Raw genomic sequence first — 20,544 nt, 5'->3', positions numbered from 1 at the left:
CAGTATCTCAGACTGGCTATGTAATTCAATGCCAGTTTTCTGCCAGAGTGGTCAAATGATGACTCGCAGACTTCTCCAACTCTTTACCGGCCTTGCCATGTATGGCCTCTCGCTGGCCATCTTCATCCGCGCCGGACTGGGCCTGGACCCTTGGGACGTCTTTCACCAGGGCCTGGCCGGAATTACCGGGCTGAGCATCGGAGTGGTGGTCATCATCGTGAGCTTCCTGGTGTTGATTCTCTGGATTCCGCTGCGCCAGTGGCCCGGTTTCGGGACACTGTGCAACGCCGTACTGGTTGGCGTGTTCGCCGATGTCGGCCTGGCCCTCATCCCAGAGGCCGCCAACCTGGGCGGCCAGATCGCGATGCTGGCGGGCGCCGTGCTGCTGAACGGAATCGCCTCCGCCTGCTACATCGGCGCACGGTTCGGCCCCGGTGCCAGGGATGGCCTGATGACAGGCCTTGCCAGGCGCACCGGCTGGTCAGTCCGGGTGTCCCGGACCCTGATCGAAGTGGTGGTGCTGGGTGTCGGCTGGCTGCTGGGCGGTTCCGTGGGGGTGGGCACGGTGGTGTACGCCCTGGCGATCGGACCCCTGGTGCAGCTGCTGCTGCCGCGGTTTATGGTTCCTGCGAGTCTTCCGGCCGAAGCCCGAGACGATGATGCCGTTGAACCAGAAACCCCTGCCACCCTTGAAACCGCCACCGTCGAAGCGGATGTCAAGTAGGTCAGGAACTGCGGCACACGATCCTTAGGACAACAGCGGCTGGCAGTGCGGACAGAAATAGATGTCCCGTTCTTCCTCGCCGTTGGGCCTGCCCAGGACGGTCCGGCGGATTGGGGTGCCGCATTTCAGGCAGGGCTGGTGCTCCCGGCGGTAGACCCAGTAGCCCGGGCGGCCCGCCATCCTTCCCACGGGCATGCCGCGGGGATTGAGGATGGTCATCCGCCGCCCCGGTCCCAGGTTGGCTTCCAGGAGCTGTTTCGCATCCGTCATCAAAGTCCCGAGGTCAGGGACCGCCGAAACAGGGGACGCCGGGTGAACGCCGGACAGGAAGCAGGCCTCACAGCGGTAGATGTTGCCGATGCCCGCGAGGTTGCGCTGGTCCAGCAGCGCCACGCCGATAGGTACCTCCGGGGCTGAGCGGATCCGCTGTTCCGCTTCCGCCGGGTCCCAGCCGGGCCCCAGCAGGTCCGGCCCGAGGTGGCCAACGATCGAATCCTCGTCCGCGGTGCGGACCACCTCCACAATGCCCAGGGAAAAGCCGACAGCGTCTGCCGCCGCCGTGCGGAGCACACACCGGGCCGTGAAGCCGGGCTTCCTCCAGCGTCCACCTGGTGGATAGACCTGCCACACCCCTTCCATTTTCAGGTGTGAGTGGATGGTGAGCTTTTGCTCGTCCGGCCCGTGCACCCTCATAAGCAGGTGCTTTCCGCGGGGGACCACCTCCGCCACTGTCCAGCCCGCCAGGTTGAGGGTGGCGAACCGGGGCACACGGAAGTCCGAGGCGATGAGCTTCTGCCCCGCCAGGGCATTGTGAAGCTGGGCTGCGGCCCGCCAGACGGAGTCACCCTCAGGCACGGACCCTCAATCCCTTGGGTGTGGAGTAGGCCCCCGCAGCTGACAGTGCGGCCGCCACCGGTGTGTCCAGGATGCCGTGGCCGTTGACCTTTTCCATCACCAGCTTGTCCACGGCCCTCCGGGTCACCACGCCTACCAGTGCTGCGCCGGCGGCCGCCAGCACTGCCTCGTCGTCGCTGAAGGCCAGCAGGGTCTTCCCGCCCCGCTCCACATACAGCACAAGTGCACCGTCCACCAGCACCACCAGGGCCCCGGCTTTCCGTCCAGGGCGGTGCCCCGTGCCGGCCTCCACGTTGAGGGCCGGCCAGGGCAGCGCAGCGCCATAGGGGTTGGCAGGATCCGTAGCCGCAAGTGCCAGCGCCGCCGGTTCCGGCTTGGCGAGCTGGGTGTCCTCCGAATAGGTGCGCAGCCGGTCCACGGTTGCGGGGACGGCGAACTGCGCCGCCCCGAGGTGTTCGATGAAGTAGCCACGCCTGCAGCGGCCGGCCTCCTCCAGCCGGGCCAGCACCTTGTACATCAGGCCAAAGCCACCCAGGATCTGCTCTGCCATGACCGAGCCACGCGTCACCACGCCGTAGCGGTCCAGCAGGAGCTCGGCCGTGGCCCGGGCATGGATGGTGGGGTCCAGTTCCGGCAGGGGCAGTGCCGACCAGCGGCCGGCGGCCATGGGCGGAGTTGGCGGCGCTGCGGACATCGATCCGTACCTGCCCCCGCTCAGTCCGGGCGAGCCGAGCAGGCCGGTGCCGTGCGACCGGCCCAGGCGGCTCATCCGGAGTGAACGCGCCCGGGGCGGCCGGGCAACCTGGCGGTGGGAAGTGTGCCCTCCGGCGATGAGGGCGCGGACCGGCGCGAACGTGTCTCCGGTGATCCGTCCGGCCCACGCGAGGTCCCACAGCGCGGACACCACATCCTGATCGCCAAGCACTGAGTCCATGCCGCCGGCGACGTCCGTCAGCTGGCGGAAGAAGTAGCCGCCGCCGTTGTTGCGGAGGTGGTCGAGAAGCCGCCGCTGCGCGTCGCCGGGCTCGTATTCGATGGCGGGATTGAGGGTCAGCTCGGCAGAATCGGCAAGGTGGAAGCTGACCCAGCCGTCGTTTCCGGGCAGGGCACCGGCCCCGGACCAGAGGATCTCACCGGCAGCCATGAGTTCGTCCAGCATGGCGGGCTGGTAGTCGGAGACCCTGCTGGCCAGGACCAGCGGTTCCCAGGCCGAGGCCGGCACGGGTACCCCGGACAGTTGGTCGATGGCGGTGACAATGCCGTCGAGCCCGCGCAGCGCCGGCTGGCCGCGTCCGGAACCGGGCGCCCGGACGTGCTGCCAGGCGGGCAGGAACCGTCCGTAGGCGGCAGCGTCCACCGGCTCCACCTCTGCGCGCAGTGCGGCCAGGGAACGACGGCGGAGCCTCCGGAGGACTTCGGCGTCGCACCATTCGCTGGTGGTGGGCTGTGGCGTTGCTTCCGCTGCCGCTTCTTCCGGCGACTGTCCCCGCCCGTCTGTGGAGGGAGCGCCATGCGGCCGGAATTCGCCCTCCACCACGCGGCCGTCCGTCGCGAGCCGTTTCAGGGCGGTGCCGATGACGGCCACCCCGAGTCCCAGCCTGGCCGCGGCTTCGGCCGCAGTGAAAGGTCCGTGCGTGCGCGCATACCGGGAGACGAGGTCGCCCAGGGGATCCGCCACCGGTTCGATGAACGCCAGCGGCACCCCCATCGGCAAGGGGACGCCAATGGCGTCGCGCAGGCGGGCGGCGTCCTCGACGGCGGCAAAGCGTTCCGCTCCGCCGACGTTCACCTTGATGGCCCGGTTTGCCCGCTGCAGGGCGGCGAGGTGGGAGAGGGCCACGGCGGTGCCTGCGTGCGGTGTGTCCGCCGTCGCGCGGTCCGGATCTCCGCCGCCGTACCCGGTTCCGGCATCTTCGGTTCCTGCCGCGGCCGGGGAGGTTGGTGCCTCGCCCGCCAGCCGGACCGCCACCTCCTCCGGAGCCAGCGGACCAAGCAGCCGGAGAAGGTCTGCCACACCTTCCACGCCGCGGGCCCGCCGGTCCGGCGCAAGGCGCTGGAGCTCCCGCTCGGTGGCTTCGATGACCTTGGCGTCCAACAGCTCACGCAGCTCAACCCTGCCAAGGAGCTCGTTCAGAAGTGTCGAGTCCAGCGCCAAGGCGGCAGCCCGGCGTTCCGCCAGCGGGGAGTCGCCCTCGTAGAGGAACTGGGCCACATAGCCGAACAGCAGGGATTTGGCGAAGGGCGAGGGCTGCTGGGTGGTGGTCTGCACGATCCGCAGCTCGCGGCGTTCCACCGATGCAGCGATGTCCTTCAGGGCCGGAAGGTCGTAGACGTCCTGCAGGCACTCCCGGACTGTTTCCAACACGATGGGGAACGTGGGGTACTTCCGTGCAACGTCCAGCAGTTGGGCGGACCGCTGGCGCTGTTGCCACAGCGGCTGCCGCTTGCCGGGAGTCTGGCGGGGGAGCAGCAGGGCGCGGGCGGCGCACTCACGGAAACGCGAGGCGAAGAGCGCGCTGCCGCCAACCTCCGCAGTGACGATCTGCTCAAGCTCTTCAGGGTCGAACAGGAAAAGCTCAGCTCCGGGAGGTTCGTCTTCCATCATGGGGACACGCAGCACTATGCCGTCATCGGCGGCCATCGCGGATCCGTCAACGCCGTAACGCTGGTGGAGCCGCTGCCCGACAGCGAGTGCCCACGGCGCATGCACAGGCATGCCGAACGGGCTGTGCAGGATCACCCGCCAGTCGCCCAGTTCGTCGTGGAAACGCTCCACCACCAGGGTGGTATCGCTGGGCACTACCTCGGTGGCGAGCTTCTGTTCCGCCAGGTACTGGATGAGGTTGTTGGCGGCGAATTGGTCCAGGCCGCTCGCCTCGCACCGCTCCGCTGCCGGCCCAGGATCAGAGGCGGACAGTTCCCGAACGAAAGCGCCCAGGGCGCGGCCCAGGTCAACGGGCCGGCCCAATGAGTCGCCTTTCCAGAAGGGGAGTTTGCCCGGCTGTCCGAAGGCGGGGGATACCAGTACGCGGTCGTGCGTGATGTCTTCGATCTTCCAGCTCGTGGCACCCAGGGCGAAGATGTCGCCCACCCTGGACTCGTACACCATCTCCTCGTCGAGTTCGCCCACGCGCCGGCCGCCTTTGGCAGGCGAGGCGGCAGCTTTTCCGTCGCCGCCTTTTCGGTCGCCGCCGGCTGAGGCGAATCCCTCCACCTCTGTGCCGATGATGTAGACGCCGAACAGGCCGCGGTCCGGAATGGTGCCCCCGGACGTCACGGCCAGCCGTTGGGCGCCTGGCCTGCCCTCGATGGTCCCGGCGTTGCGGTCCCAGATGATGCGCGGCCGAAGCTCGGCGAATTCGTCGGACGGGTAGCGGCCGGCCAAGAGATCCAGCGTTGCCTCGAAGGCGGAACGGGGGAGCGACGCGAACGGGGCGGACCGCCGGACAGTGGAGAACCATTCCTCCACATCGATGCTGCCCAGGGCGGTGGCAGCCACGGTCTGCTGCGCCAGGATGTCCAGCGGATTCGTGGGGACACTGAGCCGTTCGATCTTTCCCTCCAGCATCCTTTCCACCGTGATGGCTGTGTGCACGAGGTCCGCCCGGTGCTTGGGGAACAGCACGCCCTGCGAAATCTCTCCCACCTGGTGCCCGGCGCGGCCCACACGCTGCAGCCCGCTGGCCACCGACGGCGGGGATTCGACCTGCACCACAAGGTCCACGGCCCCCATGTCGATGCCGAGTTCCAGCGATGAGGTGGCCACAACACAACGAAGCCGGCCGGACTTGAGGTCATCCTCAATCAGTGCCCGCTGGTCCTTTGAGACGGAGCCGTGGTGGGCGCGGGCCAGCACGGGGTCGGCGCCGGCGGTGCTGCCCGCCTGCGCCATCATATGGGCCGGAGTGGCCGTGGATGCCGGGACTCCGACGGCCGGAGCGGACCCTGCCCTGACGTCGGAGGCGGGATCGTCCCACCCGCCGCCAACAGCGATCAGCTGCCGTTCGGCATAGATCTCGTTGAGCCGGGCCGTGAGGCGCTCGGCCAGCCGCCGGGAATTGGCGAAGACGATGGTGGATTGGTTGGTCAGCACCAGGTCAACAATCTTCTCCTCCACGTGCGGCCAGATGGATGCCTGCGGCTGCAGCCCGGAGGCAGGTCCGGAATCAAAGGCGCCGGCTGCGCCCTGGAGATCGGACATGTCCTCCACAGGCACGGACACCGTAAGGTCCCAGTTCTTGTGCGCCGGCGGTGCCACGATTTGCACGGGCGCGGAACCCGCGAGGAACTGCGCCACGAGCTCCCGGGGCTCCACCGTGGCTGATAGACCGATCCGCTGCGCTGGTTTGGGCAACAGCGCATCCAGCCGCTCCAGGGAGACCGCCAAGTGTGCGCCGCGCTTGGTTCCGGCCACCGCGTGGACCTCATCCACGATGATGGTGTCCACCTCGGCGAGGGTCTCCCGCGCCTTGGAGGTAAGCATCAGGAAGAGTGACTCGGGGGTGGTGATGAGGATGTCCGGCGGGTGACTGAGCAGCGAGCGGCGGTCCGCCGCCGTCGTGTCTCCGGAACGGACGCCCACGGTGATCAACGGGGCCGGCAGGTCCAGCCGCTTGGCAGTCTGCGTGATGCCGATCAGTGGCGAGCGGAGGTTTCGTTCGACGTCCACGCCCAGGGCCTTCAGGGGCGAGATGTACAGCACCCTGGTTTTGCGACCGGGTGTGCGCGGGCGCCTGCCCTTCGCCGGCGGGTCCTCGAGCCCGGGCACCTCCGGAGCCGGAGCGGGAGCGGAGACCAGCAGCCGGTCCAAGGCCCAGAGGAACGCGGCAAGTGTCTTTCCGGATCCGGTGGGAGCCACCACCAGGGCGTGCGAACCGGAGGAGATGGCGTCCCAGGCACCGTTCTGGGCAGGGGTGGGCTCCGAAAACGCGCCGAGGAACCAGTCTCGTGTGGGCCGGCTGAAACGGCCCATGGGGGTTCCCGGACTGGCTGTTGATTCCGCCGCCGATCCCGCTTCCGCTGGCTGATCCTCCTGCATTCCTCCATCATGCACTATGCCACTGACAGGAATGCCTGCACTTGGTCACAGGCGATCTGCCCGGGGGAGATCCCTGGTTGCCGGACCTTCCAGCTGCCGCCCGTCGCTGTTGAAGCGGGACCCGTGGAGGGGGCAGTCCCAGGTCAGTTCGCTGTCATTCCAGTGGACGATGCCACCCAGGTGCGTGCAGACAGCGGAGAGTCGGCACGTTGTTCCGTTGACCGTGGAGACCGCCACCGGCCGGGCGCCGTCGCGGTAGACCTTCCCTTCGCCGTCGGCCAGCTGTTCCACGTCAGCCCGCATCCCGTCACCCGGCTGGACAGCAGTTTCCGGCTGGACGGCGGTGTCCGGGTTCTTGCCGGCGGCAACCCGTCCCCAGTCGGTGGCCAGCTTGGCGGCCACCCCTGCGTTGAGCGCCACGGCAGAGACAGCGCCGGCAGGGGAGGTGCCGCGGTGATGGATGGTGTCTGCCCAGGGCAGCTGGCCGCCCAGGATGTCGGCGGAAATGCCCAGGGCCGCGGCCACTGCGTTGGTCATGCCCCACTTGTTGTAGCCCGTGCCGAAGAACACGTGCCCGCGGCCCCTTGGCAGCTTGCCGAACAGCGGCAGCAGATTAGTGGCCTGGTAGTCCTGTGCGGACCACGTGTGAGTGGGAACGGCGCCGGGAAAATGTTCTCCGGCCCAGGCCAGCAGCCCGGAGAGCTGGGCCTTTTCCGACTTCGCCCGGCCCACCGGATGCCCGTGCCCACCCACCAGCAGGAGCCTGCGGCCGTCCGCCTCGTAGTCGCGGAGGGAGTGGGTGGGCTGTTCGACGGAAATGTACATCCCGGGCGGCGGCACCTGGTCCGCCGGCAGTTCCAGCGCGGCCGCGTAGGAGCGGTTCGGCTTCAGCTTGGCGAAGTAGAGGCCGCGGTTGAGGACCGGGGTGCCCGTGGCCAGGACAACCGCGTTGGCTGTTACGGTCCCGCCGTCCGTGTGAACCGTCGCGGGGCCGCTGCCTGTGACGTTCCGCAGCCGCACGCCGCACACGATGCTCCCGCCACGGCCGCGGACATCGGACAGGAGCGTGTCCAGGACGTCCATCGGATTGATCTGGGCCTGGTCAGCGAGCCGCACGGCGCCGTGTACAGCGAAAGGGAGACCGGCGGCACGTACGAAGTCGACGTCAAGGCCGGCCATGGTGGCCGCTGCGAGTTCCTCGCGAAGGGGTTCGGCGCCCTGAGCGGTGGCGGCGTAGGTATACGCATCCCGGCGCTGGTAAGGCGTGTTGTGCTCGTCGAGGTAGCGGAGCAGCCAGGCCTGGCCCTCCCGGTTGGCTTCCACATACGCGCGAACCTGCTTCTGCGGGTACTGCTTGGACAGGGCGGACAGGACGGTGCCCTGCAGCAGGGTGACCTTCGCCGTGGTATTCCCGGTGGTGACGGCACCGGGGAACCGGGCTTCAAGGACCAGGACTTTCTGCCCGGACCTGGCCAGCAGCAGGGCGGTCACCAGTCCGGTCAGTCCCGCCCCCGCAACCACGGTGTCATAGCGGGTTCCTGCCTGGAAGGCGTCAGGAGTGAACGATTCCGTGCGGTCCAGCCAAAGTGACGTCATCCGAGCTCAACCTGCCTCCGGTCTGCGGCCTTCAAAGGGGCCGTTTGTGATGGGTCCGTTATCTGTGGGACTGATCCCTGGCGCGTTTGATAAGTATACTTACCATGTCGGTGTTTAAGATATGTTCCTGGCTTGACCCGGCGGTCACATGTGCAGGTTCAACGACGAATAGATCCAGGAGTGATCATGACAACCATGAGTTCCGGTGGTCGCACCATAGGCCGGACCAACATCCAGAAGGCGTCCCTTGCCGTGGGCGCTGTATTCCTCTTGGTGGGCATCCTGGGATTCATCCCCGGCATTACCACCAACTATGAGTTGCTGGGCATGGCCGGCCCTGGCTCCGGCGCCCTGCTGCTGGGAGTTTTCCAGGTTTCGGTGCTGCACAACATCGTCCACCTGCTGTTCGGCGCAGCGGGCATCGCTATGGCACGCAGCGCCACCCAGTCCAAAAACTTCCTGCTGGTGGGCGGTGCCGTCTACCTGGTTCTTTGGCTGTACGGTCTGCTGATAGGCCACGATACGCCGGCGAACTTCGTCCCCTTCAACACGGCTGACAATTGGCTGCACCTGATTCTGGGGCTCGGCATGATTGCGCTGGGCGTGGCGCTCTCCCGTGGTCCGTCCAGGGCCGGCCGTCCCACCACAGCCCACTAAGCCAGAGGCAGGACTAGGCCGGAGGCAAGATTAGGCCAGCGCCAAGGCTAGGCGGGCTGGAAGGCTCCGATGGTCAGGAGCTCAATACCCGCGTTGCTGCAGGCCTGCGTGGGCTGCGCCAGGAACAGGGATGCAGTGTCCTCGGGAGGATAGATCCGGTAACCGGCAGCATCCACCATGGTGCAGTCGGAATAATTGCCGGCCTGGGTGTAGCGGAGCACGGCGGACCCGGCCTGGCCAGGCGCCAGCAGGACGTCCGCCGCGGGCATGGCCTCGTCGCGTTTGGCCGGCGCTCCGATCGGTGCGCCCGCTGCGTCATTGGCCAGGGACACCCCGGGGAAGCCCCTGAGCAGGCAGGGCTCCGTGCCGGTGTTGGTGAGGATCAGCTTCATGTAGACGCTGCCTGCCGCTCCGCCGCCTGTTGCATCGGTGGTGGCCGCGAGGGTGCCTGCCTTGCAGAGCGCCTGCCCCGCGGGCGTGGAGGTAGACGTCAACGACGACGGTGTTTGGGACGGGGTCTGCGACGCCGAGGTGGTGGCGGGGCTGGCCGAGGTGGTGCCGGGTTCCGTGGTCCCTGGCGTCTGCGACTGGCTTGGGCCGCAGGCGGTGAGCATCAGTGCCGCCGCCGCGGCGGCCGCCGTCGTAATAACAAACCCCTGTGAAATTCGCTGTGACCTCATGGCATAACCATTGCGGCCTGTGTGGCAGGAGTCAACGATGCCACGAGCAACCGCGGTGATTTGATGCCCGGATCGTGATGATCCGGGCATCAAACCTCCGGCATGGCGCAAGTTACTTGGCGGCAGCCTCTCCTGCTTGTGCGGTGCGCCTCGAGCGTGCGAGCGCCAGGCCGCCGAGGGCGAGTCCGCCGATGCCGGCAGCGAGGCCGGCCCAGTTCCGGGCGTCCGCGCCCGTGCCGGTCCCTGCGGACGACGGTCCTGTGGAATGCGCAGCCGTCCCCGCAGTGGCGGCGTCGTGCCCGTCCGGGCCTGCTGCCTCGGTGATGGTGATGGACGGTGCCGGGGCCTCCAGCGAGTGCGGGTCCTGGCCCTCCTTGGCAATCTCCGCCCAGTCCGTCTGGCCCGTTTCACAGGTCTGCAAGGTGGGGAAGTGGAGCGTTGTCCCGGCGGCATCGGGCAGTTTCAGCGAGAGTACCAGAGCGTCTCTGAGGTCGTCTGCGAGCGGAGTCTTTGCTGTGTAGACGATCTGGCTGGTGCGCTTGGTGATGGTTGTGCCGTCCGCCAGTTTCTTGGGTTCGGCGAGTTGTTCGGTGACCTTTTCCACGGTCCAGTTGGGGTTCACGGTGGGCTGGGCATCGTTGAGCTCGGCCGGCAGCGTGATGGCCACCCTGGTGGTAGCCGACTCATCGCAGCCGTGCGGGATGCCGAATGTGAGCAGGGCATAGGAGTTGGCGGTCGTCTTGTCCGGGGTGACGCCGACGTGAGCCGACGCGCCGGCTGCCGCAGTGAGCAGGAGGGCGGCGGAGCCGACGGTGGTTGCGGCGGCTGTGAGGGTACGGCGAAGGATGGAGGTGTTCATGGGATTGCCTTTCGGCCGCATGCGCCGGGATCCAGGCATGCGGAAGTACGGGTGAGGGCCCGTCACGTGCGGTGCGGGCCGGGTCAGGAAAGCACGACGGCGGAAGGCGGGCCGCGTCGGCTGTGTTGCCTGAGGTTCCGCCACCGACGGAACGGCGCAACCGGTGGCGGGCCGGGCACCGCCGGCCGGGGACCGGCCTCGGGCCTTACTGCCTCAGGGAGCCGGAGGAGGGGCCTGAGCCACGCGGCAAGTGCCCACAGCGCAGCCTCGCCCTTCGCCATGAGAAGGGCGCAGATGACAGTGGCCAGCGCGTGGGCCAGCAGCATCAGTATCCCGGCCGGGGAGTCCGGCTGATGGAGGTGTCCTGCGGCGCCGATGATGGGCGATGCGGCGCCGGAAACGTGGTGCAGGTCCGGAACGGCCGGGCCGCCGGCAGGTCCCGCGGCGCTGGACACCGTGAACACTTCGTGCAGCCCAACCTGTCCGGCGCCCAGCAAAACGGCCATGGCCGGAAAGTTGAGCCTGAGACGGGTGGCAGTAGTGCACGCCAACGCCGTCAGGGCCAGCACGGCCAGCAGGATGCCTGGGGCAGGGAGTTCGCCGCCACCTGCCGCGTGGGCTGCGGCCGCGAGGGTCAGGATGCCCGTGGCTACGGACGCCGCCCGGAGGTAATGAAAGGGCGCCCGGGCATGGTGGGTGCGCACGGATCCTCCCTCATTTTCAGTGCCGTCATTGGTCGGAACGACTGTCAGATTCTACCGGTGGTTCGGCGCTGGCCCGGTATCGGATGGGCCAGTTCAGGCCGGTGCGCCTGCGAGCAGTTCGGCCAGGACATCTGCGGCCGAGTCGTGCCGGATCAGGGGCGCTGCCTGCCCGGCCCACAGGGACATCAGTCCGGTGTTCCCCTGGGCCGCCGCCTGCGGCCGGAACCGCCCCGTAAGCCAGTTCTGGGCAGGGAAGGGCGCTATCCGGGCGGGGTCGGTCAGTTCGGCCGTGATGCGGTTGGGGATCCCGCGGGCCAGCCGTCCGCTGAGGACGCGGGTGAGCACCGTTTCGCGGGCCGCCGGGCTTCGGAGGATCTCACGGTAGGCCGGAACCGCGGCGGATTCCCTGGTGGCCAGGAACGCGGAGCCCACCTGGACGGCATCGGCGCCCAGAGCCATGGCGGCCGCATATCCGCGCCGGTCGGCGATGCCGCCGGCAGCGATCACCGGGATGCCAACGGCGTCCGCCACTTGGGGGACCAGCGCAAAGGTGCCCACTAGGGATTCCTCCGCGGGCTTCAGGAAGGAGACCCGGTGGCCGCCCGACTCCATTCCGCTCGCCACCACGGCGTCCACGCCGCCGGCCTCCAAAGCTACGGCTTCCGCCACGGTGGTGGCAGTGCCTATCACCACGATTCCGCGCCGGTGCGCCTCCTCGACGACTTCCGGCGCCGGGACACCAAACACAAAACTGACGACGGCGGGGCGCGCCTCGAGCGTGGCATCCACCTGCTCGCCGTAGTCCGGGAGGTAGGCGTCCGGCATCTGGGGCAGGGGCAGTTCCAGTTCGTCGAAGTACGGCCTGAGGGTGCTGACGTAGCGGTCGAAGTCTGCCTGCGGGAGAGGCGTGCCCTCACTGCCGTCGGGTACCCAGAGGTTCAACGCGAACGGCCTGGCCGTGGCTTCCTTCAGCAGGGAAGCGGTGTTACGGATGGCCTCGGCGCCATAACCGTACAGGCCGTAGGAACCCAGCCCGCCGCCGTCGCTCACCGCCGCCGTGAGCTCGACGGAGGACACACCGCCGAAGGGGCCCAGGACAACCGGAACCTCGGTGCCGAACAGTTCGGTGACCCGGCTGGTGCGGGCCGGGGTGCGGTGCTCTGGCGTCATATCGGGGCTCCTGGACGGTCACGGTGCGGTCGGATCCAGTCTCGCAGGGCTTGCGGCCCAGCCCAAAGTCATTCCGGTTCAGGACCGGAGCAGTACTGGCAGCTGTTTGCCCTTCCCCTGCTGCTGGCCGGGCCACTGGCGGCATGCATCGCCGGGCCGTCAAGGCATCCAATGGGACTATGTACCGCGTCAGTGGGCGGCGTTAGACTGCTCGCGTAAGTCGCCAACTACCTCAGGGAGCAACACCATGAACTACTCAGGGACTGGCAATGAGAAAGCGACGCCGGCCAGCGAACTCAACAGGACCCACGTTGGGCAGACCGTCAGTTTTGAGCCGGATGAGTTCACCGTGGTGTTCGGCAGGATCGCAGCGGTTGCGCGGAAGGAAGGCGGGGTGACCATTGCGCTGGACGGGGTGGACGGCAGCGGAGGCCTGCAGTCCAGCTACAGCCTTCCGTCCAGCCAGCAGGTCTACATCCAGCCGGACATGCTGACTAATACCGAATCCACACTCAAGGACCTCTTCGGAAAGGTCCAGGAAAACCTGCGCGGCACCGGCCACAAGGGTGATGACAAAACAGACAAGCTCTGACTGAGGCCAAGCAAGCCCCTGCTTCCGTTCAAACGAGGGGAAGCCGGGGCTTGCTGTGTGGTGGCCCTATAGGATCTGAACATGCAGAACGCTATCCCCGGCCCTGAAGCTGGTAGCAAAACCGGCCGCAAGTCCGACGCCACCAGCGGCGCACGCTCAGGTGGGTTAGCGGGCCGCCCGGCCGGCAGGACGGTCAATCGGCAGGTCCTGGCCGACCACGTTTACGAAGAGCTGCTCTCCTCGCTGATGGACGGCAGGATGGAACCGGGCGCCGCCGTCAGCATCGACGGCATGGCCCGTGAACTGGACGTCTCACCCACTCCCGTCCGGGAGGCCCTTGCAAGGCTGGAGCATACGGGCATGGTCCGCCGGGTAGCGCTCAAGGGGTACCGCGTTGCGCCCGTCTTCACACAGGACGACTTCGCCGAGCTGATGGAGGCACGTCTCGCGATAGAGCCAGTCAACGCCCGGCTAGCGTGCCCACGGCTGACTCCGGAGAGCCTCGCAAAGCTCGGCGAAGCCGTCGAAGACCTGAGGGCGGCACCCCGCGGACCGTCGTTCGCCGAATTCAAGGACTACCTGGAGGCGGACGAGCGTTTTCACCAGCTCATCGCGCAGTTGACCGGAAATCAGTTCATGGTCGCGGCCTACGGAGCCCTCGGCGGCCAGGTGCAGCGCTTCCGCCTCTTTGGCGGCGTGGGCATCACGGACGCCGAATTCGCCATTGCCGAGCACCAAGCAGTTCTGGACGCGCTCTCCACCGGAGATCCCGAGAAGGCTGCTGCCGCCATGTCGGATCACATCAAGAAGGTTCGCGGCCGCGCTATCGCCGACGCCCCGCCGGAGTAGCGACCCTGAATCATACAGACTTTGTGACAAGGCCCTCCTTCTCAACAGACCTATAGGATCTTTGATTATGCCAGCCTGTGACCTTGACAACATTCAACGCGGTAGTAGATCCTATAGGAAAGAGGATTCCACGAGGGAGTGAAGAATGGCTTATACAGCCGAAAACTGGCCCATCACGGCAGCGCTGCTGCAGTTCCGGGGTACTGACGCCCAGGGCATCCACATCAACGACGCCGATTGTTCGGCTTGGGCAGAGGTCCTTGCCGAGGTGAAGGAAGCCGGCTTTGCCAACGCTGACCTGACCGACAGCTGGGTCCGCCCCGGCGATCTCAGCCCGGTCCGCCTCGCTGAGTTCAAGCAGACTGCGGCCAGCGTGGGCATCGGCATTCCGGTCATCTCCGCCATTCGTCGCAGTGTCATCGAGGAAGGCAACTGGCAGGCGAACCTGGCCTACAGCCATCGCACCATCGACGCAGCCGCCGAGTTGGGCTGCGAGGTTGTTTCCGTCGGCTTGCACCAGGCACTCACACCGGAGCAGCAGAAGCAGTTGTGGTTCTGGACGGTCGAAGGACACAAGGATCCGGCAGGTGACAAGGAAGCCTGGGGCAAGGCCGTGACAAGACTGCGCGAGCTTGGCCGCCATGCAGCCGGGGTGGGCGTCCTGCTCTCGCTCGAAATGTACGAGGACACCTACCTTGGAACCGCGGATTCCTCGGTCCGGCTGGTCCAGGACATCGGACTTTCCAACGTGGGACTCAACCCCGACCTCGGCAACCTGATCCGACTGCACCGCCCCATCGAGGACTGGCGCGAGATGGTCGCCAAGACCCTGCCGTACTCCAACTATTGGCACATGAAGAACTACGTCCGGGACGAGGACGTTGCCAGGGACACGTACGTCACCATGCCGGCACCGATGGAAAGCGGCCTGATTAACTACCGCGAGGCTTTCAAGGAGGCCATCTCCGTGGGCTTCCAGGGCATCCTCTGCACCGAGCACTACGGCGGAGACGGGCTGAGCGTGACGGCCAGCAACCAGGAATACCTGCGCCGCCACGTCCTGCCCAAGGCCGACGGCTACGTCCTCGGTCAAAGCCAGGTGGACCAGGGCCGGCAGCAGCCGTCCGCCGTCGAACTCGCCGCGGTCTGACCCAAAGCCGGTCCCCAAACACAACCCTTCTTTTCCGACACGGATTCAATGAGGAACCATGACCCAGATCTTCGACAATCCCGCCCATTTCGCGGATGAGGCGCTGGACGGCTTTGTAGCCGCGAACCGCGAGTACGTCGCCCGCGTGGACGGCGGCGTTGTACGCTCCACCGAAGTGCCTTCCGGCCGGGTGGCCCTGGTGGTGGGCGGCGGCTCCGGCCACTACCCGGCCTTTGCCGGGCTGGTTGGCCCGGGGCTGGCAACGGCCTCCGCCTGCGGCAACATGTTTGCATCCCCGGCCGCAGGCCAGGTGTACCGGGTGGCCAAGGCGGCGAACGCCGGCGGCGGCGTGCTGCTGAGTTACGGCAATTACGCCGGCGACGTGCTGCACTTCGGCCAGGCCCAGCTGCGGCTCAACGCCGAGGGCATCGAAACCCGCACGGTGCTGGTCACCGATGACATCGCCAGCGCCCCGCTGGACCAGATCGAAAAACGCCGCGGCATCGCCGGGGACCTGACCGTCTTCAAGATCGCCGGCGCCGCCGCTGAAGCCGGACTCAGCCTGGACGAGGTGGAGCGGCTCGCCATCAGAACTAACCTTCACACCCGTTCCCTGGGCGTGGCCTTCGACGGCTGCACCCTGCCGGGTGCCGCCGAACCGCTCTTCCACGTGCCGGCCGGCCAGATGTCACTGGGACTCGGCATCCACGGCGAACCGGGCATTTCGGAACACCCGATGCCCACCGCCTCCGAACTGGCCGAACTCCTGGTTTCGCGCCTTCTGGAAGACAGGCCAGAAGCTGCGGGGAACCGCGTAGTGCCGATCGTCAACGGCCTGGGCACCGTGAAGTACGACGAGCTCTTCCTGCTGTTCGGCAAGATCGAGAAGGTGCTGGTGTCCGCCGGACTGGAAGTTGTGGAACCCGAGTGCGGGGAACTCGTCACCAGCCTGGACATGTCCGGACTCTCCCTCACCCTGCTCTGGCTGGATGAGGAACTCGAGCGGTACTGGGCCGCTCCGGCGGACACCCCGGCGTTCAAGAAGGGCACCCTGGCGCCGCGTGCCCGCCGCGCCCAGGCAGGGCCCGAGGAGGTCGTCGCCGCCGATGCCGAAGAACCCGCCGCCGCGTCTGCCCACCTTGGCAGGCTGGCAGCCGCCGTGCTCGCACAGGTGCGGGACGTCGTCGTCGAACATGAAGAGGAACTGGGCAGGCTGGACGCGATCGCTGGCGACGGCGATCACGGCATCGGCATGCGCCGGGGCGTGGACGCAGCAGCAGCCGCCGCCGAGGCGATGGCGGCAGCGGGTTCCTCAGTGGCGCGCGTGCTGACGGCAGCCGGGGAAGCCTGGAGCGAACGCGCAGGCGGCACCTCCGGCGCGCTGTGGGGATCGGCCGTCATCGCGGCAGGCCTGGCCCTGGGCAACCGGGCGTCATACCGTGGCGAGGACGCGGCCGACGCCGTGACCGCCTTCACGGCCGCCATCACCGAACTTGGCAAGGCCGGGCCGGGGGACAAGACCATGGTGGACGCCCTCCTGCCGTTCCGGGATGCCTTCCTCCGGAACCTCGACGGCGGCACGCAGGTGGCGAAGTCCCTCGCCGCCGCCGCTGTGGCCGCGCAGGAAGCAGCGGAGAAGACCTCAGAACTTCGTCCGCTCAAGGGCCGCGCCCGGCCGCTGGCCGAGAAGAGCCTCGGCCATCCGGATCCCGGCGCGATCTCCTTCGGGCTGATCGCGCAGCGCATCTCCACCTACATCGATTCTGAACTGGCCGCAGCGGCCGGAAAAGGAGCACGTGCATGAATAACACCGCAGGGTGGCGCATTGTCATCGGCAACGATGAGGCCGGCGTCGAATATAAGGACGAGCTGAAGGCGCTGCTCGAAGCGGACGGCCGCGTGGCCTCCGTCCAGGACATCGGGGTTGGCCCCAACGACTCCACGGCGTACCCGCACGTGGCCGTGGACGCCGCGCGCATGGTGGCGGAAGGCCAGGCAGACCGGGCGCTGCTGATCTGCGGCACCGGTCTTGGAGTGGCCATCGCGGCCAACAAGGTCCCCGGGATCCGTGCGGTCACAGCCCACGACGGTTACTCTGTGGAGCGTTCCGTCCTCAGCAACAATGCGCAGGTCCTCACTCTGGGCCAGCGCGTCATTGGCCTGGAACTGGCCAAGAAGCTCGTGGGCGAATGGCTCGGCTACCGCTTCGATGAAAATTCCGCGTCCGCCGACAAGGTGGACGCCATCTGCTCCTACGAGCCCGAATACACGAAGGCAGTCTGATCATGACCGAAACACCAATCAGTTCACCAGAAAGCTCCAGCAACGCTGCCCGGAAGATCGCCGTCGTCGGCTCCGGCTACATGGGCGGGGGCATAGCCCAGGTGCTGGCGCTGGGCGGAGCACGCGTGGCCCTGGCCGATGTGTCGGCCGAAGTGGCACAGAACAACTACGACAGGCTCCTTGCCGAATCCGACCAGTTCGTCGCCGACGGCCTGTTCCCGGAAGGTGCCACAGCCATCCTGAAGCAGAACCTCTGGGCTGCCAAGGACATCGAAGAAGCAGTAACTGGTGCCGACTTCATCGAGGAAGCCGTGCCAGAGGTCATCGCGATCAAGCACCAGACCCTGGCCCGGATCAGCGCGGCAGCACGGCCGGACGCCATCATCGGATCCAATACTTCCACCATCTCCATCGCTGAGCTCTCCGGGCCGGTCACCAACCCGGAGCGGTTCCTGGGCGTGCACTTCTCTAACCCGTCCCCCTTTATTCCAGGCGTGGAAATCATCCCTCACGCCGGTACTTCGGCTGCGACAGTGGGCGCCGTCCGCGAAATGGTGCATGCTGCCAACAAACAGACCGCCGTGGTCAAGGACGTCACCGGCTTCGTCCTCAACCGCCTCCAGTACGCACTGTTCCACGAGGCAGCCCAGCTCGTGGAGCAGGGCATCGCGACGGCGGAGGACGTTGACACCCTGGTCCGGACCACGTTCGGCTTCCGGCTGCCCTTCTTCGGGCCCTTCGCCATTGCGGACATGGCCGGCCTGGACGTGTACAACTTCTGCTACAAGTCCCTGCAGACCGAGTTCCCGGAGCGCTTCGCCACGCCGAAGATCCTGACTGACCTGGTGGAAGCAGGCAAGCTGGGCACCAAGTCCGGTGCGGGCTTCCTCAGCGTTCCCGCCGAGCGCACGCCTGAACTGATCGCCTACCGCAACAAGGCGTACGTGGCCATGCAGAAGCTCCTCGACGATCTGGGCCCGGCCCCCATCGCCTGAGCCCGATTCCGAAACCCGTCCAGACTTTCTTGTTGAGGAGCATTTCCATGACCATTTTTCCCGCAGAGCGCACCGCGATCATTACCGGCGCCGTCTCCGAGCGCGGCATCGGCCGCGCCACCGCCAGCTACCTGGCCGCGCAGGGCTGGAACATCGGCATCATCGATCTGGATGACGCCTTGTGCAAGGCAGCCGCCAAGGAAATCGCCAATGAGTTCGGCGTAGCGGCCCACGGCGTCGGCGCCAACGTGGCAGACGAAGCGTCCGTCCGCAAGGCCATCGATGAACTCGAAGCCGAGCTTCCGCAGATCGTCGCCCTGGCCAATGTGGCCGGCGTTAGCTCGCCGGTGGCGTACCTGGACCTGGACGCGGCCGAATGGGACCGCGTGCTCAACATCAACCTCAACGGTGTCCACTACGCCACCCGGCGGGTGGCCGAGTCCATGGTGAAGAACCGGATCGGCCGCATCGTGAACATCTCCTCCGTGTCTGCCCAGCGCGGCGGCGGCACCTTCTCCAAGACGCCCTACTCCGTAGCCAAAGCCGGCGTGATAGGCCTGACCCGCGCCACCGCCCGCGAACTCGGCGGGTACGACATCACCGTCAACGCCATCTCTCCAGGCCCTATCGATACGGACATCATGGGCGGCACGCTCAGCCAGGAACGCAAGGACGAACTCACCAAGGACCTCGTGGTCAACCGCGTCGGTTCCAGCCGCGATATCGCCGCCGCCATCGCCTTCCTCATCAGCGAGGACGCCGGTTACATCTCCGGCCAGACGCTGAATGTGGATGGCGGCCTCTACATGCACTAGGAAGGACCACCATGGCACACGCCAACAAAGCCGCCACCGGGATCAGCTCGTGGACCAGGGAACGCAAGATCTACCTCGCCGTGGGTGTGATCGCCTGCCTCGCCGGTGTCCTGCTCATCGCCTTCTCGCTCTGACACCTGGACTCGTTCACACATCCCTGAATTGACGTACTCACCCGACTTACTCACCTGACTGACTCAACGAGGAGTTTGAATGTCTGTCGCTAGCCCTACAACCACCAAGGAGCTGCTGGATTCACCGGTCCTGAAATCGGCTGTGTCCAAGGCATCCTTCCGCCTCATGCCGATGCTGGTCATCCTGTATGTGGTGGCATTCCTTGACCGCACCAACGTGGGTTTCGCCGAGGCTGCCCTGGAGGTGGACCGGGGAATCACGGCAGGAGCCTACGCACTGGGTGCAGGTATCTTCTTCATTGGCTACGCCCTGTTCGAGATCCCATCCAACCTGCTGCTGACCAAGTTCGGCGCCAAGGTGTGGCTTGCCCGCATCGCCATCACCTGGGGGATCGTCTCTGCCTGCTTCGCCTTCGTCCAGGGCGAGACCTCCTTCGTGATCCTCCGGTTCCTGCTTGGTGTCACCGAGGCCGGCCTGTTCCCCGGCGTCATCATGTTCCTTGCCGCCTGGTTCCCCAACAAGGTCCGCGTGAAGATGTTCGCCATCTTCTACCTGGCACAGCCCTTCTCGCAGATGATGGGTGCACCGCTGTCCGGCTGGCTGATCAACATCGGCGACCAGGTTCCCGGCGTGGCCGGCTGGCAGGTCATGTTCTTCACCGAAGGCATGCTCGCAGTCCTGGCGGGCGTCGCCGCCTACTTCTTCCTCATCAACAGCCCCCAGGACGCTAAGTTCCTGGACAAGGATGAAAAGAAGGCGCTCCTCGACGTCATGGCGTTGGAAGACGACGTCAAGGAAAAGGACGGCCCCCGTGGTGTCCTCGCAGCCATGAAGAACGGCAAGGTCTGGTACTTCACCGCCATCTACTTCTGCCTCCAGATCGCCGTCTACGGGGTCACGTTCTACCTGCCGCAGCAGGTAGCGCAGCTGACAGGCCAGAAGGTTGGCTTTGAAGTTGGCCTGCTGGCAGCCATTCCATGGTTCTTCGGCATCTTCGCCTGCTACTTCATCGGCAAGGCAGCGAACACCATTGTCCGCCGCCGCGTGTGGGGTACCGGACTGTTCATCTCCACCGGCCTGTGCATCTTCGGTTCTGCGTGGGCAGGATCCAACCACCTGCCGGCGCTGGGAATCATTTTCATCACCCTCGCAGTGTGCAGCTTCCTGTCCATCGGGCCCATCTCCTGGTCCTACCCGACGGCGTTCCTCACCGGTACGGCAGCCGCTGCAGGCATCGGCCTGATCAACTCCCTCGGCAACCTCGGCGGGTTCGTAGCCCCGATCCTGCGGACTTCGGTCAACCAGATCACCGCCTCCGATACCGGCACCATGGGCGTGTACGCACTGGGTGTGCTCCCGTTCGTAGCGGCCGTGATGATGTACGCCACCAAGAAGTTCCGCAACAAGGCGGACGAACTGCTTGAGAACCCGTAGCCCACGAC

At 66.6% G+C, this 20,544-nt stretch carries 18 protein-coding genes; 11 read left to right on the top strand and 7 right to left on the bottom strand.

All coding sequences use genetic code 11. The features are described from left to right. Positions 1-55 precede the first annotated feature (55 nt). Entirely contained in the window at positions 56-724 is a 669-nt protein-coding gene (gene yczE / locus QFZ30_RS17285) for a membrane protein YczE (protein WP_307078297.1), read from the top strand. Positions 725-748: 24 nt separating this feature from the next. Here the strand turns inward: yczE and QFZ30_RS17280 are convergent, their stop codons facing one another. The 3 genes from QFZ30_RS17280 to QFZ30_RS17270 all read right to left on the bottom strand — a co-directional run bounded on the left by QFZ30_RS17280 (position 749) and on the right by QFZ30_RS17270 (position 8,213). Further along, positions 749-1,579: an Fpg/Nei family DNA glycosylase gene (locus QFZ30_RS17280; RefSeq protein ID WP_307078296.1), complete on the bottom strand. Its 831-nt coding sequence runs from the start codon at positions 1,577-1,579 to the stop codon at positions 749-751. After that, complete coding sequence (locus QFZ30_RS17275; protein ID WP_307080334.1) at positions 1,572-6,551, bottom strand: DNA glycosylase AlkZ-like family protein; 4,980 nt, start codon at positions 6,549-6,551, stop codon at positions 1,572-1,574. Before QFZ30_RS17275 ends, QFZ30_RS17280 begins: the two co-directional genes overlap by 8 nt. A gap of 111 nt (positions 6,552-6,662) precedes the next feature. Further along, the gene (locus QFZ30_RS17270; protein WP_307078294.1) at positions 6,663-8,213 is read right to left on the bottom strand and encodes an FAD-dependent oxidoreductase; all 1,551 of its coding nucleotides are present in this window, start codon (positions 8,211-8,213) and stop codon (positions 6,663-6,665) included. A 186-nt stretch (positions 8,214-8,399) separates the two neighbouring features. Between QFZ30_RS17270 and QFZ30_RS17265 the strand changes: the two genes are divergently transcribed. After that, positions 8,400-8,870, top strand: a complete 471-nt coding sequence (locus QFZ30_RS17265) for a DUF4383 domain-containing protein (protein ID WP_373462857.1) — start codon at positions 8,400-8,402, stop codon at positions 8,868-8,870. Positions 8,871-8,917: 47 nt separating this feature from the next. Here QFZ30_RS17265 and QFZ30_RS17260 read toward each other — a convergent pair whose 3' ends face one another. The 4 genes from QFZ30_RS17260 to QFZ30_RS17245 all read right to left on the bottom strand — a co-directional run bounded on the left by QFZ30_RS17260 (position 8,918) and on the right by QFZ30_RS17245 (position 12,283). Further along, the gene (locus tag QFZ30_RS17260; RefSeq protein ID WP_307078291.1) at positions 8,918-9,550 is read right to left on the bottom strand and encodes a DUF4232 domain-containing protein; all 633 of its coding nucleotides are present in this window, start codon (positions 9,548-9,550) and stop codon (positions 8,918-8,920) included. 112 nt (positions 9,551-9,662) lie between these two features. Then, positions 9,663-10,409 carry a YcnI family copper-binding membrane protein gene (locus QFZ30_RS17255; protein ID WP_307078290.1) on the bottom strand — a complete coding sequence of 249 codons (747 nt, stop codon included), beginning with the start codon at positions 10,407-10,409 and terminating at the stop codon, positions 9,663-9,665. 83 nt (positions 10,410-10,492) lie between these two features. Further along, positions 10,493-11,113: a hypothetical protein gene (locus QFZ30_RS17250; RefSeq protein ID WP_307078289.1), complete on the bottom strand. Its 621-nt coding sequence runs from the start codon at positions 11,111-11,113 to the stop codon at positions 10,493-10,495. Positions 11,114-11,206: 93 nt separating this feature from the next. Then, positions 11,207-12,283, bottom strand: coding sequence for an NAD(P)H-dependent flavin oxidoreductase (locus QFZ30_RS17245; RefSeq protein WP_307078287.1), 1,077 nt, complete (start codon positions 12,281-12,283; stop codon positions 11,207-11,209). A gap of 247 nt (positions 12,284-12,530) precedes the next feature. On the opposite strand from QFZ30_RS17245, the gene QFZ30_RS17240 reads away from it, so the two are divergent. The 9 genes from QFZ30_RS17240 (at position 12,531) to QFZ30_RS17200 (ending at position 20,536) form a co-directional block, all read left to right on the top strand. Further along, positions 12,531-12,875, top strand: coding sequence for a hypothetical protein (locus tag QFZ30_RS17240; protein ID WP_307078285.1), 345 nt, complete (start codon positions 12,531-12,533; stop codon positions 12,873-12,875). Between the two features lie 81 nt (positions 12,876-12,956). Then, a complete protein-coding gene (locus QFZ30_RS17235; protein ID WP_307078283.1) occupies positions 12,957-13,724 on the top strand; it encodes a GntR family transcriptional regulator in 768 nt (255 codons plus the stop codon). A gap of 145 nt (positions 13,725-13,869) precedes the next feature. Next, complete coding sequence (locus tag QFZ30_RS17230; protein WP_307078280.1) at positions 13,870-14,874, top strand: sugar phosphate isomerase/epimerase family protein; 1,005 nt, start codon at positions 13,870-13,872, stop codon at positions 14,872-14,874. A 58-nt stretch (positions 14,875-14,932) separates the two neighbouring features. Next, positions 14,933-16,678, top strand: a complete 1,746-nt coding sequence (locus QFZ30_RS17225) for a dihydroxyacetone kinase family protein (protein ID WP_307078277.1) — start codon at positions 14,933-14,935, stop codon at positions 16,676-16,678. Further along, on the top strand, positions 16,675-17,157 hold the full coding sequence (locus QFZ30_RS17220; RefSeq protein WP_307078275.1) for a ribose-5-phosphate isomerase: 483 nt from the start codon (positions 16,675-16,677) through the stop codon (positions 17,155-17,157). The genes QFZ30_RS17225 and QFZ30_RS17220 overlap by 4 nt, the downstream gene beginning before the upstream one ends. Positions 17,158-17,159: 2 nt before the next feature. Beyond that, positions 17,160-18,152 (top strand): 3-hydroxyacyl-CoA dehydrogenase family protein, encoded by a 993-nt coding sequence (locus QFZ30_RS17215; RefSeq protein ID WP_307078273.1) that lies wholly within the window; start codon positions 17,160-17,162, stop codon positions 18,150-18,152. 47 nt (positions 18,153-18,199) lie between these two features. Then, a complete protein-coding gene (locus QFZ30_RS17210; RefSeq protein ID WP_307078271.1) occupies positions 18,200-18,967 on the top strand; it encodes an SDR family NAD(P)-dependent oxidoreductase in 768 nt (255 codons plus the stop codon). An 11-nt stretch (positions 18,968-18,978) separates the two neighbouring features. Continuing rightward, positions 18,979-19,101 carry a hypothetical protein gene (locus tag QFZ30_RS17205; protein WP_307078270.1) on the top strand — a complete coding sequence of 41 codons (123 nt, stop codon included), beginning with the start codon at positions 18,979-18,981 and terminating at the stop codon, positions 19,099-19,101. A gap of 79 nt (positions 19,102-19,180) precedes the next feature. After that, entirely contained in the window at positions 19,181-20,536 is a 1,356-nt protein-coding gene (locus QFZ30_RS17200) for an MFS transporter (protein ID WP_307078268.1), read from the top strand. Positions 20,537-20,544: the final 8 nt, after the last annotated feature.

It is taken from the genome of Arthrobacter pascens (assembly GCF_030815585.1).
Taxonomy (GTDB): domain Bacteria; phylum Actinomycetota; class Actinomycetes; order Actinomycetales; family Micrococcaceae; genus Arthrobacter; species Arthrobacter pascens_A.
The sequence above is the reverse complement of the archived record's forward strand: the minus strand, read 5'-3'. Positions and strand labels throughout refer to the sequence as shown.

Bases quoted from the DNA above. Each gene is read 5' to 3' on its own strand.
- yczE (WP_307078297.1), top strand. From the start codon at position 56: ATGATGACTCGCAGACTTCTCCAACTCTTTACCGGCCTTGCCATGTAT.
- QFZ30_RS17275 (WP_307080334.1), bottom strand. From the start codon at position 6,551: ATGGGCCGTTTCAGCCGGCCCACACGAGACTGGTTCCTCGGCGCGTTT.
- QFZ30_RS17270 (WP_307078294.1), bottom strand. From the start codon at position 8,213: ATGACGTCACTTTGGCTGGACCGCACGGAATCGTTCACTCCTGACGCC.
- QFZ30_RS17265 (WP_373462857.1), top strand. From the start codon at position 8,400: ATGACAACCATGAGTTCCGGTGGTCGCACCATAGGCCGGACCAACATC.
- QFZ30_RS17260 (WP_307078291.1), bottom strand. From the start codon at position 9,550: ATGAGGTCACAGCGAATTTCACAGGGGTTTGTTATTACGACGGCGGCC.
- QFZ30_RS17255 (WP_307078290.1), bottom strand. From the start codon at position 10,409: ATGAACACCTCCATCCTTCGCCGTACCCTCACAGCCGCCGCAACCACC.
- QFZ30_RS17245 (WP_307078287.1), bottom strand. From the start codon at position 12,283: ATGACGCCAGAGCACCGCACCCCGGCCCGCACCAGCCGGGTCACCGAA.
- QFZ30_RS17240 (WP_307078285.1), top strand. From the start codon at position 12,531: ATGAACTACTCAGGGACTGGCAATGAGAAAGCGACGCCGGCCAGCGAA.
- QFZ30_RS17235 (WP_307078283.1), top strand. From the start codon at position 12,957: ATGCAGAACGCTATCCCCGGCCCTGAAGCTGGTAGCAAAACCGGCCGC.
- QFZ30_RS17230 (WP_307078280.1), top strand. From the start codon at position 13,870: ATGGCTTATACAGCCGAAAACTGGCCCATCACGGCAGCGCTGCTGCAG.
- QFZ30_RS17225 (WP_307078277.1), top strand. From the start codon at position 14,933: ATGACCCAGATCTTCGACAATCCCGCCCATTTCGCGGATGAGGCGCTG.
- QFZ30_RS17220 (WP_307078275.1), top strand. From the start codon at position 16,675: ATGAATAACACCGCAGGGTGGCGCATTGTCATCGGCAACGATGAGGCC.
- QFZ30_RS17215 (WP_307078273.1), top strand. From the start codon at position 17,160: ATGACCGAAACACCAATCAGTTCACCAGAAAGCTCCAGCAACGCTGCC.
- QFZ30_RS17210 (WP_307078271.1), top strand. From the start codon at position 18,200: ATGACCATTTTTCCCGCAGAGCGCACCGCGATCATTACCGGCGCCGTC.
- QFZ30_RS17205 (WP_307078270.1), top strand. From the start codon at position 18,979: ATGGCACACGCCAACAAAGCCGCCACCGGGATCAGCTCGTGGACCAGG.
- QFZ30_RS17200 (WP_307078268.1), top strand. From the start codon at position 19,181: ATGTCTGTCGCTAGCCCTACAACCACCAAGGAGCTGCTGGATTCACCG.